Origin of the sequence: Kitasatospora sp. NPDC056446, assembly GCF_042796115.1 — a bacterium.
In the GTDB taxonomy this organism is placed as follows: domain Bacteria; phylum Actinomycetota; class Actinomycetes; order Streptomycetales; family Streptomycetaceae; genus Kitasatospora.
Window position 1 is genome coordinate 57,986 of the sequence record NZ_JBHTRF010000017.1, and the last position, 12,152, is coordinate 70,137.

A 12,152-nucleotide genomic window follows, 5' to 3' on the forward strand; every position below is an offset into this window, starting at 1 on the left:
AGCAGGCCCCGAAGGACCTGACGTGCGCGATACTGGGATTGAACCAGTGACCCCTACCGTGTCAAGGTAGTGCTCTCCCGCTGAGCTAATCGCGCCTGGTAAGGCGGTCATGCAGCAGGCCCCGAAGGACCTGACGTGCGCGATACTGGGATTGAACCAGTGACCCCTACCGTGTCAAGGTAGTGCTCTCCCGCTGAGCTAATCGCGCGGGGGGTCTCCCAGCGAAACCGGGTGATCCTCTTGGAGGTGGAGACGGGATTTGAACCCGTGTACACGGCTTTGCAGGCCGTTGCCTCGCCTCTCGGCCACTCCACCAGGCAACACATGAAGAACGATCTTACACTGTTCTCCATCGAGCGGACGACGAGATTCGAACTCGCGACCCTCACCTTGGCAAGGTGATGCTCTACCAACTGAGCCACGTCCGCTTGTCTCCCCGGGGGCCTCACCGGTTTTCCCGGCTGCGCTCCCTGGCGACGTGTTGAACTCTAGCGGATTCCCGGGCCAGCTAAAAATCCGTTCCCGCAGCGTGCCGAGGGGGACGCCGCCGGAGTGCCGTTCCGTCAGCCCTCGCGGCCGGCCACCCGCGGCCACCTGCGGTGCTCCCGGACGATCATCCGCAGGCCACCCGACGCACACCCGCGCGATGTCCGGACCTGCTCGCGCCCCGGCTCGCACGCTCCGTGGCGAGGGCAGCTCACCAGCGCCGGGCCCGCGCCCCCGACCTACACTTCAGGCACCGCCGCCCAGCACACCGCGCAGGAGAACCGTGTCCGGCCACCCCGACCCCCGCACCCCGCTCGCCCGCTTCGGCGGCCGCCTGGCCACCGGACTGCGCGACGTCACCTCGGACCCGGCCGCCCTCGACTCCGCCGGCTACTGGGCCGTCGTCCACGACTTCGAGGGCCGGCTGACCTGCGCCCGGTTCGACGAGGTCCGCCCCGCCCCCGCCCCGCCCTCCGGCGCCGGCTGGCGCGGCCCGGACGCCGGCGACTGGCGGAGCTCACTGGACCGCGCCGCCTACACGGAGGGCGTCCGCCGGATCCGCGAACGGATAGCCGCCGGCGAGGTCTACCAGGCCAACCTCTGCCGCGTGCTGTCCGCGCCGCTGCCCGACCCGGACCTCAGCGACATCGACGCCCTCACCGGCCTGCTCGCCCACGGCAACCCCGCCCCCTACGCGGGCACCGTCCGGCTGCCCGGCCACGGCGTCGAGATCGCCACCGCCTCGCCCGAGCTCTACCTGCGCCGCACCGGCCGCACCGTCTCCTCCGGCCCGATCAAGGGCACCGGCCGCACCGAGGACGACCTCCTCGACAAGGACCACGCCGAGAACGTGATGATCGTGGACCTCGTCCGCAACGACCTCGGCCGGGTCTGCGAGACCGGCACCATCACCGTCCCCGACCTCTGCGCCGTCGAGAAGCACCCCGGCCTGGTCCACCTGGTCTCCACCGTCGAGGGCACCCTGCGCGCGGACGCCGGCTGGCCCGCGCTGCTCGCCGACACCTTCCCGCCGGGCTCCGTCACCGGCGCCCCCAAGTCCAGCGCCCTGCGGATCATCGACGCCCTGGAGACGGCCCCCCGCGGCCCCTACTGCGGCGCCGTCGGCTGGGTCGACGCCGACCGCGGCGAGGGCGAACTCGCCGTCGGCATCCGCACCTTCTGGCTCGACCGGACCGACCCCGGCACACCCGTCCTGCGCTTCGGCACCGGCGCCGGCATCACCTGGGGCTCCGACCCCGAGCGCGAGTGGGCCGAGACCGAACTCAAGGCCGCCCGCCTGGTCGCGATAGCGTCGGGCGGCGACACCGACCCGACCGGGGCATGAGCACACCCCCCCGGTCCACCGCTGAGGAGCAGCACCGCATGCACGACCGCACCACCAGCTGGGTCAACGGCACGCTCGTCGACACCGCCGACGCCGCCGTCTCGGTCCTCGACCACGGCCTCACCACCGGGGACGGCGTCTTCGAGACCCTGAAGGCCGTCGACGGCGAGGCCTTCGCGGTCACCCGCCACCTCGACCGGCTCACCCGCTCCGCCCGCGGCCTCGGCCTGCCCGACCCCGACCGGGACCTGGCCCGCGAGGCCTGCGCCCGGGTCCTCGCCGCCAACCCCGCGCCGCTCGGCCGCCTGCGCGTGACCTACACCGGCGGCCCGGCCCCGCTCGGCTCCGAACGCGGCACCACCGGCCCCACCCTCGTCGTCGCCTTCGGCGCCATCGACCGCCGCCCCGACGAGACCGCCGTCGCCGTCGTCCCCTGGCGCCGCAACGAGCACAGTGCCGTCGCCGGCCTCAAGACCACCTCGTACGCCGAGAACGTCGTCGCCCTGGCCGCCGCCCACCGCGTCGGCGCCTCCGAGGCCCTGTTCGCCAACACCGCGGGCCGGCTCTGCGAGGGCACCGGCTCCAACGTCTTCGTGGTCATCGGCGGACGCCTGCTCACCCCCGTCCTCGCCTCCGGCTGCCTGGCCGGCATCACCCGGCAGCTCGTCATCGACTGGTGCGGAGCGGAGGAGGCCGACCTCCCGCTCGACGCCCTCCAGGACGCCGAGGAGGTCTTCCTGACCTCCACCACCCGCGACGTCCAGGCCGTCACCCGCGTCGACGGCCGCGAACTGCCCGGCACCGGCCCGGTCACCGCCAAGGCCATGAGCGTCTTCGCCGAGCGCAGCGGGGACGACCTCGACCCCTGACCGGCACCCCGGCACCGCCGGGCCGTCCGCGTGGCCGACCCCGTGGATGAACCTTCCGAGCGCAGGGAAGGGACCACCACATGACCACCACCCTGCGCCCCGAGGGCCCGGAGACACCCACCGCGGCCGGCGGCCGCACCAGACGCTGGCGGATCCTCTCCAACGGCCGCCCGGTCGGATTCCTACGCACCACCGCGACCCCCTACGGCGGCCGACTCTGGGGTGAGATATCCGAGTTGGAGGTCACCGAGGGGCGCGGCCGGGGCCGCGGCACGTTCGGCGCGCTGGCCGCGGAGGAGGTGCTGCGCCACTGGGACTGCGTCCGGGTGGACGTCAAGGTCCCGGAGTCGGCCCCGATCGCCCGCGGCCTCGCGGCCACCCTCGGCTACACCGAGCGGATGCGGACCCTGAACAAGCGCCTGGGCGCCGCCCCCGCCCTGCCCGCCGGGGTCCGCACCCGCCCGATCGACGGCGAGGACCTCCGGGCCTGGCTCGACCGGGGCGCGGAACGGTTCGCCCGCGCGCTGGTGGCCTCCGGCCTCACCGAGGAGCAGGCCCGCGCCAAGACGGACAACGGCGGGCGGCACCGGCTCCCGCACGGCACCGACACCCCCGGGGTGGTGCTGAGCAGCCTGTACGGCCCCGACGGCGAGCCGGAGCTGTACGGCTCGCTCTGGCTGGCCCTCCACCTGCGCGACCTGCCGGACGGCGAACCGTTCGCCTGGGTGATGGTGGTCGAGGTGAACCCGGCCCACCGGGGCCGAGGCCACGGCCGCACCCTGATGCTGCTAGCCGAGCGGGAGTGCCTGGCCGCCGGGGTGCACAGCCTCGGCCTCAACGTCTTCGCCGACAACGAGGCGGCCATCCGGCTCTACGACTCGCTCGGTTACCGGGTGGTCGACCGGCTCTACGGCAAGGCGCTGTGAGCCGACGTGGCGTCAGGAAGCCTTCGCTGCCTCGATGACGGCCACGATCTCCGCCCGGAGCCCGTCCTGGCTCTGCCCGCCGTCGAGCCGCTTGCCGCCGATCACGTACGTGGGCGTGCCGGTGATCCCGATCGCCTTCCCCTCGGCCTGGTCGGCGTCGACGGTCAGCATGTGCCGGCCGTCGACCAGCGCGGTGTCGACCTCTTCGACGTCCGCCCCGACCTCGCGGGCGACGTCCAGCAGCACCTGCTGCCCCCGTGCGTCCAACTCCTCGACCCGGGCCAGCAGCGCCTCCACGAAGGGCCAGCCCAGCCCCTGGCCGAACGCCTCCTCGGCCGCCTCCGCGGCGGCGTAGGCGTGCTTGTGCTTCTCCAGCGGGAAGTGCCGCAGCTCCACGGACAGCGCGTCGCCGTACTGGGCGCGCAGCGCCCGCACGTCGTCCAGCGCGGTGCGGCAGTCCGGGCACTGGAGGTCGCACCAGAACTCAAGGCGGGGGAGGGAACCATCGATCATCCCCCCAGTGTTCCACTAGTGGGCGCCCGCTCCGGCCGGTGGTGTGCCCGAGGGCGGACCGAGAGGGAGGCACCGATGACCAGGACGACCGGACGCGAAGGAGTGGCCCCGTGCTGAGCGCGGCGATCAGCTTCATCCTCACGGCGGGCGGCGTGGCCGTCGCGGGCCTGCGGGCCTACCGGCGGCGCTTCCTGTCGGCGACCCGCTGGTTCGCGGTCGCCCTGCTGCCCGCCGGGCTCTACCTGACCGGACTGTTCCCGCTGGCGAGCACGATCGGCCGGGCGTTCACCGACTGGGCGGCCAAGCTGGTCTTCGACCCCCGGGTGTGGACCGGCATCGTGCTGCTCGGCGTCTCCGCGGTCCTGCTGCTCACCACCCGCTGGGCGGGCCGCCGCGGCGCGGTGGAGGCCCCGCCGGAGCGTCCGGCGGCGACGGGCCCGGCGTCCGAGCGCCCGGCGGTGGCTCCGGCGCCGAAGCCGGCGAAGAAGCCGGCCGGGGGCAAGCGGGCGGACGGCCTCGGGGACTTCGAGGACATCGAGGAGATCCTCCGCAAGCGCGGGATCTGAGCGCCGGATCCGAGCACGGGGTCCGAGCCCCGGCGCCGGGACGCCGGGCCCGTGGCCGCCTGGGAGGCGGCTCAGGCGGAGGGCACGGCCTCCGCCGAGCGCTGCCGTGCCCGGTAGGCGGCGACGTGCAGCCGGTTGCCGCAGGTGCGGCTGTCGCAGTAGCGCCGCGAGCGGTTCCGGGAGAGGTCGACGAAGACCCGTGCGCAGTCCGGCGCCTCGCACCGGCGCAGCCGCTCCCGCTCGCCCGCCATCAGGATGAAGGCCAGCGCCATCCCCAGCTCGGCCGCCAGGTGGTCGCCGAGCGCGGCGTGCGGCGCGAAGTAGTGGATGTGCCAGTCGTGGCCGTCGTGGTCGGTCAGCCGGGGCGTCGTCCCGGCGGCTGCCACGATCGCGTTGACCAGTTCGGCGGCCGCCTCGGTGGACTCCGTCCCGAACACCTCGCGCAGCCGGGTGCGCAGCTCGTGCACCCGGCGCAGGTCGTCCTCGGTCAGCGAGTCGATCTCGCTGATCTGCTGGCCGACCACGAAGGCGCCGAGCGCGGCGACGTCCGGCAGCCGCTCGGCGCCGCACACCTCGGGTGCGGTGTTGAGCAGCTCGACGAGGATGCTCAGCGCGCACTCGGTGTCATGGGTGATCAGCACGTTGGGGACTCCTCGCGCAGGGGACTCCGATACCCCGCGTCCACGGTTACCCCAGACCATACCGGGCCTTGTGCCGTAAGGGCGGCGGGTTCTTTCGAAGGCGTGTGCGGATCCCGGCAGAGCGTCCGAAACCGGGCGCGGCCCCGCTGTCGCGGCCGTCGGGGCGGCGTGCGGAGGCCGTGGCCGTGTGCGACTCCGGAAAGACGTCGACGCCCGGCACCCGGGCCGGCCACCCGAACGGATGGCCGACCCGGCTGCCGGGCGCCTGCGGTGCTGCGGACCCGCTCCGGTGGGAGCGGGCCGTCCACCGGCCCCGAGGCCGCGTGGTGCGCGGCTGAGTCCGCTGCCGTGCCCCCGAGTAGGACGGCTGCGATGACGGCAGGGGGTACTGCCCCGCCGACGGCGGGGCGTGACCGCCTCCGGTCGGGGTCAGCTTTCGGCGAGGATGTGGGACAGCTCCCGGTCGAGGTCGAAGTGGCGGTGTTCGGTGCCGGGGGGCACCGCGGCGTCCGTCCGCTTGAGGAACGACTCAAGCGCCCGGGCAGGGGCCTCCAGCAGGGCTTCTCCTTCCGGAGAGCTCAGTGCGATGCAGACCACCCCTTGCCCGTGGCTGCGCGACGGCCACACCCGGACGTCGCCGGTACCGGTGGGTCGGTGCAGCCCCTCCGCGAGGAGATCTCGGGCGAACACCCACTCCACGGTCTCGTCGGCGCCCGTGTGGAACGTGGCGTGCACGGCGTAGGGGTCGGCGGTGTCGTAGCGCAGGCCCGCGGGGACGGGCAGTGAGGACTCGCTGGACACGATGAGGCGCAGGTGCAGCTCGCAGCTGACCGTGGTGTTCATAAGCGCCATGGCCTTTCGCTCAGTGTGCGCTCGGGGAATCGCACGTCGGCGAACGGACCATCCCACCCCCAAGACCGATGTAAACCCCTCTGTCCCGATTCGGGCGCGAGTCGTACCCCTTACGGCGCATTGCGGAATGGTCCCGGAGCGGGCGGGCCAGGCATTACCGAGGTTCTTCTTGGTTAGTTTCCTGGCATGACTGTGCGAAACGACAAGACGGCCGGGAACACGAGAACGGGTGAAGCGGCCGCATCCGCTGACGCGACCGTCGAGGGGGGCCGGGCGGCCGGTTCCAGGGCCCCGGCCTTCGTCCGCCGCTCCCGCGCGCTGCACCGGGCCTGGCAGGTCCTGGTCTTCCTGGCCGGCCTCGCGGTGGTCGGGGCCGGCCTGGTGCTGCTGCCGCTGCCCGGGCCCGGCTGGGTGGTGATCTTCCTGGGCATGGGGATCTGGGCGACCGAGTTCGCCTGGGCCCGGCTGGCCCTGCGCCGGATCCGCCGGAAGGTCGCCGAGGCCGCCCAGCGGGCCTTGGACCCGAGGGTGCGCCGCCGCAACCTGACGGTCACCGCGATCGGGCTGGCCGCGCTCGCGGGGGTGGGCGGCTGGTACCTCGCCCGCTACGGCCTGGCCGTCCCCTGGCCGCAGGAGGAGAGCTGAGCCGGTCGGGCCCGGGGTCGCGGGCCGGGAGGGTGTTCGGACCACCCTCCGGGATGCGGTAATGTTTTCCCTGCACCCGGGCGATTAGCTCAGCGGGAGAGCACTTCGTTCACACCGAAGGGGTCACTGGTTCGATCCCAGTATCGCCCACCGGAATGCATTGTGATACGTGAGGCCCAGCCGATTATCGGCTGGGCCTCACGTGTATTTCCGGAATCCGCCTGAAGGGCCGTCCGTAATCGGCTGAGGCACAGTCACCTTCCGCGCGGAGCGCGAGTTCTGCGGATGCGTCGGCGGTACCCGGAACGGGCGAGTTGTACGACGACCCCCGAATGGTGCTAGAGTTCTTCTCGTTGCCCGGGCGATTAGCTCAGCGGGAGAGCACTTCGTTCACACCGAAGGGGTCACTGGTTCGATCCCAGTATCGCCCACCGGACAGCATGCAGGCCCTGACCAGGAAACAGGTCAGGGCCTGCGGCGCGTTCCGGGCCCGAACGTCCGGGACCGCCCGCTACGCCGCCGCCTCGCAGCCGTGCTCCGGCTCCAGCCGGCGCCCGCAGCCGCACCGGGCCGGGCGCAGCGGCCAGGACAGGTCCACTCGCTCCGTCACCCCCGAGCGGTCGAACCAGCTCTGCAGCCCGCGCGCCTGCGCCGCGTGCCAGACCGCCTGCCGCAGGTGCAGTTCGGACGCCGTCAGCCCGCCGAGCGCGGCCGGGTAGCGGGCGCCTATCCGCCGGGTCAGCGCCAGCGCCGCCGTCGCGTCCGCCGCGGCGTCGTGCGCCCCGGCCAGGTCGACGCCGTAGTGGGCGCACAGGTCGGTCAGCGTCCGGCGGCCCTTGCGGTAGCGGTCCACGTGCTTGTCGAGCACCCGCGGGTCCAGCACCAGCAGCCCGGCCGCCGCCAGGCCGCCGGTGAGCGTCAGCCCGTGGTGGCGGCGCAACTCCCGGTCCAGCAGCGTCAGGTCGTACGGCGCGTTCATCACCACCACCGGGTGCCCGGCCCGGGCCTCGGCCGCCAGCGCGTGGGCGACCTCCGCCACCACCGTGCGGGCCGGCCGGCCGTGGGCGCGCACCTGCTCGTCGGTGATGCCGTGCACCGCGCGGGCGCCGTCCGGGATCGGGACGCCCGGATCGGCGAGCCAGGTGGTGGTCCGCACCGGTTCGCCCGGGGCGGTCTGGACGACCAGGGCGGCCGAGACGATCCGATCGGTCTCCACGTCCACGCCGGTGGTCTCGGTGTCGAAGGAGGCGAGTGGGCCGGTGTACCAGTGCTGCTGCATGACTGCCCCTCAGGCGTGCGTTCCGCGCCCGGTTGATACCCGGTTCTGACGCACCTTCAACCCGTTTGGCCCAGGCCCGACCGGGGATCCTGCCCAAGGACGCTCCGTTCGAACCGGACGGGCCCGGGAGCCGGGGGAGGCCACGGGGCGATGGCACTGACACAGCCGCAGCCCGAGGGCGCGGCGGCCGTCCTGCGGGGGAACCTCGCGGTCACCGCCTGCATGGAGACGCTGCAGGTCGGCTATCTGCACGCGGTCGCCGCCGCGGCCGGCTGCTCGCTCTCCCAGCCCTTCCCGGACAACGGCATCGACTGGCAGGTCAACCACGGCTCCCGGGTGCACGAGGTGGACGACGAGGTCACCATCAAGATCCAGCTCAAGGCCACCCAGCAGACCGCACCCGACCCGGCCGGTCGGTTCTTCAGCTTCACCCTGGACAACGACCACCTGCGCAAGCTCGCCCGGGCCCGGGTCGCCGTGCCCCGGATCCTGGTGGTGATGCTGCTGCCGCGCCGGGTCGACCACTGGCTGCTGGCCCGCCCGGACGCCCTGGAGCTGCGGCACTGCTGCTACTGGGTCAACCTGGCCGGCCACCCGGTCACCGGGCAGCGGCGCACCAACGTCCGGGTGCCCACCGACAAGGTCTTCGACGACCGGGCGCTCTGCGACATCATGGCCCGGGTCGGCGCGGGCGACAGCCCGTGACCGCCCGGCCCCGGCAGCGAGGAGCCGAACCCATGACACCGCCGCACGGAACGGGCGAGCCGGCCCCGACCCTCCCCGACCCGGCCACCGTCGACCCCTCGGTGCTGGCCACCCTGCTCGCCCGGCACGGCTGGGTCCGCCGCGGCGGACCGGCCGCCCGGTACGGCCGCTGGACCCCGCCCGACGACGAGCCCGGCACCAGCCTCCTGGTCCCGGCCGGGGACGGCTTCGACGACGCCGTCGAACTCCTCACCGACGCCGTCACCGCGCTCTCCCGCTCCCGCACCCCCTCCGCCCGCTCGATCCTGCTGGCCCTCGCGGTGCCCGGCGACGAACTGCGCTGGCGCCGCGAACCGCCCGGCCCCGCCGAGGCCACCCCCTGGGAGGACGCCGAGCGGCTGCGGCAGGCGGCGCGCGGGATGCTCGCCGCCGGGGCCAAGGCCGCCCGGACCAGGGCCGGCTACTTCGGCGCCCGGCTGGACGGCCTCGCCGGGGACTTCCTGGACCGCGTCCTGGTGGTCGAGCAGGGCGCCGCGCTCACCGCGTACACCCCGGCCCCCGAGGGCCGCGCCGCCGTCACCACCCTGGTGCGCGCGCTGGAGGCGCTGCGTGACGCCGTCGACTACCGCCGGGTCAGCGGCGGGCCCGAGGCCTTCGAGAACGCCGTCCAGGCCGGGGTCAGCCGGGAACTCGTCCAGTCCGTCGAGGACCTCGTCCGGGACGCGACGGCGGCCCGGCTCACCGTCGCCTGGTCGCCCGGGGCCGGGCCGCCCGGCGGCTTCGGGGACCGCCGGGTCGTCCTCGACTTCTCGCCCGGCGACCTGCCCGCCCTCGCCGAGGCCGCCGACCTGTTGGAGCGGATCGAGCCCGCCGTCGCCGTCACCGTGGTCGGCGTGGTCACCCGGCTCAAGCGCGCCGACCCGGCCGGACCGGGCTCGGTACGGCTGCGCGTCCTCGGCGGCGCCGACGTCCGCGAACTCAAGATCCGGCTGCCCGACCCCGACTACCGGCTCGCCGCCGAGGCCCACCTCGCCGGGCTGCCGGTCCGGGTCTCCGGCCGGCTGGAGCGGCAGGGCGGCTTCCGCCGGCTGACCCGTCCGCACGGGCTGGAGCTGTCCGGCTGGGAGGAAGGGGACCGCGAGCGGCTGCTCAAGGGGCTGGGAGAGGGGAGCGCGGAGGCGTAGCGGGGAGCCGGTCGGACCGGCAGCGGGCGCAGGTGGACGCCGGGGGCGGCGCTCTCGGTACCATCGTCACGCGCAGCGCAGTGCTGCGTCCTCTGAAATCCAGCACGTCAGGAGAGACCGGTGACGGACGTCCGGGTAATCATCAGCCGCGAACCCGATCGGGAAGAGCGCGTGGTGACGACGGGCACCACGGCCGCCGAGCTCTTCGCCGACGACCGCTCGATCATCGCCGCCCGTGTCGGCGGCCAGCTCAAGGACCTCGCCTACGCCGTCCAGGACGGCGACGAGGTCGAGCCGGTCGGGATCGGCAGCAAGGACGGCCTCGACATCCTGCGGCACTCCACCGCGCACGTGATGGCCCAGGCCGTGCAGCAGCTCTTCCCCGAGGCCAAGCTCGGCATCGGCCCGCCGGTCAAGGACGGCTTCTACTACGACTTCGACGTCGAGAAGCCGTTCCACCCCGATGACCTCAAGGCCATCGAGAAGCGCATGCAGGAGATCATCAAGCGCGGGCAGAAGTTCTCCCGCCGCGTGGTCACCGACGAGGCCGCCCGCGAGGAACTGGCCGCCGAGCCGTACAAGCTGGAGCTGATCGGCCTCAAGGGCTCCGCCGCCACCGCCGGGGAGGGCGCCGACGTCGAGGTCGGCTCCGGCGAGCTCACCATCTACGACAACCTGGACGCCAAGAGCGGCGACCTCTGCTGGGGCGACCTCTGCCGCGGCCCGCACCTGCCCAGCACCCGCCAGATCCCGGCGTTCAAGCTGATGCGCAACGCGGCCGCCTACTGGCGCGGCAGCGAGCGCAACCCGATGCTCCAGCGCATCTACGGCACCGCCTGGCCGACCAAGGACGAGCTGAAGGCCCACCTCGACTTCCTGGTCGAGGCCGAGAAGCGCGACCACCGCAAGCTCGGCAACGAGCTCGACCTCTTCTCCATCCCGGAGGAGATCGGCTCCGGCCTCGCCGTCTTCCACCCCAAGGGCGGCATCATCCGCCGGGCGATGGAGGACTACTCGCGCAAGCGGCACGAGGAAGAGGGCTACGAGTTCGTCTACACCCCGCACGCCACCAAGGGGAAGCTCTTCGAGAAGAGCGGCCACCTCGACTGGTACGCGGACGGTATGTACCCGCCCATGCAGCTCGACGAGGGCGTGGACTACTACCTCAAGCCGATGAACTGCCCGATGCACAACCTGATCTTCGACGCGCGCGGCCGCTCGTACCGTGAACTGCCGCTGCGCCTCTTCGAGTTCGGGACGGTGTACCGCTACGAGAAGTCCGGCGTGGTGCACGGCCTGACCCGCGCCCGCGGCTTCACCCAGGACGACGCGCACATCTACTGCACCCGCGAGCAGATGGCGGAGGAGCTCGACTCCACGCTGACCTTCGTCCTCAACCTGCTCCGCGACTACGGTCTGACCGACTTCTACCTGGAGCTGTCGACCAAGGACCCGGTCAAGTACGTCGGGTCGGACGACACCTGGGAGGAGGCCACCGCCGTCCTGGCGGCCGTGGCCGAGAAGCAGGGCCTGCCGCTGGTGCCGGACCCGGGCGGCGCGGCCTTCTACGGCCCGAAGATCTCGGTGCAGGCGCGCGACGCCATCGGCCGCACCTGGCAGATGTCGACGATCCAGCTGGACTTCAACCTGCCGGAGCGCTTCGACCTGGAGTACACCGCGGCGGACGGCTCGCGCCAGCGGCCGGTCATGATCCACCGTGCGCTGTTCGGCTCGATCGAGCGCTTCTTCGCGGTGCTGCTGGAGCACTACGCCGGCGCCATGCCGCCGTGGCTGGCCCCGGTCACCGTGACCGGCATCCCGATCACCGACGAGCACGTGCCGTACCTGCTGGAGGTCGCGGCCGAGCTGAAGAAGCAGGGGATCCGGGTCGAGGTGGACACCTCGGACGACCGGATGCAGAAGAAGATCCGCAACGCCCAGAAGCAGAAGACGCCGTTCATGCTCATCGCGGGCAACGACGACGTCGAGGCCGGCGCGGTGTCCTTCCGCTACCGCAACGGCGAGCAGAAGAACGCCGTGCCGGTGGCCGAGGCCGTCGCCGAGATCGTGGACGCGGTCAAGAACCGGATCCAGGTGTGATCCGGTAGGACGACCGTCACGCGCGGGGCAGGCTCCCAAGG

Annotated in this window: 12 protein-coding genes and 6 tRNA genes; 10 read left to right on the top strand and 8 right to left on the bottom strand. The window is 73.0% G+C overall.

The features are described 5' to 3' along the window. Positions 1-23: 23 nt before the first annotated feature. From ACFQ6N_RS13230 to ACFQ6N_RS13245, 4 genes are all read right to left on the bottom strand, one after another. A tRNA-Val gene (locus tag ACFQ6N_RS13230) sits at positions 24-95 on the bottom strand. 41 nt (positions 96-136) lie between these two features. Continuing rightward, positions 137-208: transfer RNA gene (locus tag ACFQ6N_RS13235), tRNA-Val, on the bottom strand. Positions 209-241: 33 nt separating this feature from the next. After that, positions 242-315, bottom strand: a tRNA-Cys gene (locus tag ACFQ6N_RS13240). A 40-nt stretch (positions 316-355) separates the two neighbouring features. Continuing rightward, a tRNA-Gly gene (locus tag ACFQ6N_RS13245) sits at positions 356-428 on the bottom strand. 341 nt (positions 429-769) lie between these two features. Here ACFQ6N_RS13245 and ACFQ6N_RS13250 point away from each other — a divergent pair. The 3 genes from ACFQ6N_RS13250 (at position 770) to ACFQ6N_RS13260 (ending at position 3,626) form a co-directional block, all read left to right on the top strand. Further along, a complete protein-coding gene (locus tag ACFQ6N_RS13250) occupies positions 770-1,831 on the top strand; it encodes a chorismate-binding protein (protein WP_380648949.1) in 1,062 nt (353 codons plus the stop codon). Positions 1,832-1,869: 38 nt separating this feature from the next. Beyond that, positions 1,870-2,700, top strand: a complete 831-nt coding sequence (locus ACFQ6N_RS13255; RefSeq protein ID WP_380648950.1) for an aminotransferase class IV — start codon at positions 1,870-1,872, stop codon at positions 2,698-2,700. 80 nt (positions 2,701-2,780) lie between these two features. Next, positions 2,781-3,626: a GNAT family N-acetyltransferase gene (locus tag ACFQ6N_RS13260; RefSeq protein ID WP_380648952.1), complete on the top strand. Its 846-nt coding sequence runs from the start codon at positions 2,781-2,783 to the stop codon at positions 3,624-3,626. A 12-nt stretch (positions 3,627-3,638) separates the two neighbouring features. Here the strand turns inward: ACFQ6N_RS13260 and ACFQ6N_RS13265 are convergent, their stop codons facing one another. Further along, on the bottom strand, positions 3,639-4,139 hold the full coding sequence (locus ACFQ6N_RS13265; protein ID WP_380648953.1) for a DsbA family protein: 501 nt from the start codon (positions 4,137-4,139) through the stop codon (positions 3,639-3,641). Positions 4,140-4,249: 110 nt separating this feature from the next. Between ACFQ6N_RS13265 and ACFQ6N_RS13270 the strand changes: the two genes are divergently transcribed. Further along, positions 4,250-4,705, top strand: a complete 456-nt coding sequence (locus ACFQ6N_RS13270; RefSeq protein ID WP_380648954.1) for a hypothetical protein — start codon at positions 4,250-4,252, stop codon at positions 4,703-4,705. A 71-nt stretch (positions 4,706-4,776) separates the two neighbouring features. Here the strand turns inward: ACFQ6N_RS13270 and ACFQ6N_RS13275 are convergent, their stop codons facing one another. Further along, positions 4,777-5,346 (bottom strand): CGNR zinc finger domain-containing protein, encoded by a 570-nt coding sequence (locus tag ACFQ6N_RS13275; protein ID WP_380648956.1) that lies wholly within the window; start codon positions 5,344-5,346, stop codon positions 4,777-4,779. Positions 5,347-5,775: 429 nt separating this feature from the next. Beyond that, entirely contained in the window at positions 5,776-6,189 is a 414-nt protein-coding gene (locus ACFQ6N_RS13280) for an SsgA family sporulation/cell division regulator (RefSeq protein ID WP_030056266.1), read from the bottom strand. A 195-nt stretch (positions 6,190-6,384) separates the two neighbouring features. On the opposite strand from ACFQ6N_RS13280, the gene ACFQ6N_RS13285 reads away from it, so the two are divergent. The 3 genes from ACFQ6N_RS13285 (at position 6,385) to ACFQ6N_RS13295 (ending at position 7,274) form a co-directional block, all read left to right on the top strand. After that, positions 6,385-6,843 (top strand): TIGR02611 family protein, encoded by a 459-nt coding sequence (locus ACFQ6N_RS13285; protein WP_380648957.1) that lies wholly within the window; start codon positions 6,385-6,387, stop codon positions 6,841-6,843. Between the two features lie 78 nt (positions 6,844-6,921). Next, positions 6,922-6,993: transfer RNA gene (locus ACFQ6N_RS13290), tRNA-Val, on the top strand. A gap of 209 nt (positions 6,994-7,202) precedes the next feature. After that, positions 7,203-7,274 (top strand) — tRNA-Val (locus ACFQ6N_RS13295). Positions 7,275-7,354: 80 nt separating this feature from the next. On the opposite strand, the gene ACFQ6N_RS13300 is transcribed toward ACFQ6N_RS13295, so the two are convergent. After that, complete coding sequence (locus ACFQ6N_RS13300) at positions 7,355-8,122, bottom strand: exonuclease domain-containing protein (RefSeq protein WP_380648958.1); 768 nt, start codon at positions 8,120-8,122, stop codon at positions 7,355-7,357. Positions 8,123-8,272: 150 nt separating this feature from the next. Here ACFQ6N_RS13300 and ACFQ6N_RS13305 point away from each other — a divergent pair, with 150 nt between their 5' ends. The 3 genes from ACFQ6N_RS13305 to thrS all read left to right on the top strand — a co-directional run bounded on the left by ACFQ6N_RS13305 (position 8,273) and on the right by thrS (position 12,111). Further along, on the top strand, positions 8,273-8,827 hold the full coding sequence (locus ACFQ6N_RS13305; protein ID WP_380648960.1) for a DUF4365 domain-containing protein: 555 nt from the start codon (positions 8,273-8,275) through the stop codon (positions 8,825-8,827). Between the two features lie 32 nt (positions 8,828-8,859). After that, a complete protein-coding gene (locus ACFQ6N_RS13310; protein WP_380648961.1) occupies positions 8,860-10,011 on the top strand; it encodes a hypothetical protein in 1,152 nt (383 codons plus the stop codon). 120 nt (positions 10,012-10,131) lie between these two features. Continuing rightward, positions 10,132-12,111, top strand: coding sequence for a threonine--tRNA ligase (gene thrS / locus ACFQ6N_RS13315; RefSeq protein ID WP_380648962.1), 1,980 nt, complete (start codon positions 10,132-10,134; stop codon positions 12,109-12,111). Positions 12,112-12,152 lie beyond the last annotated feature (41 nt).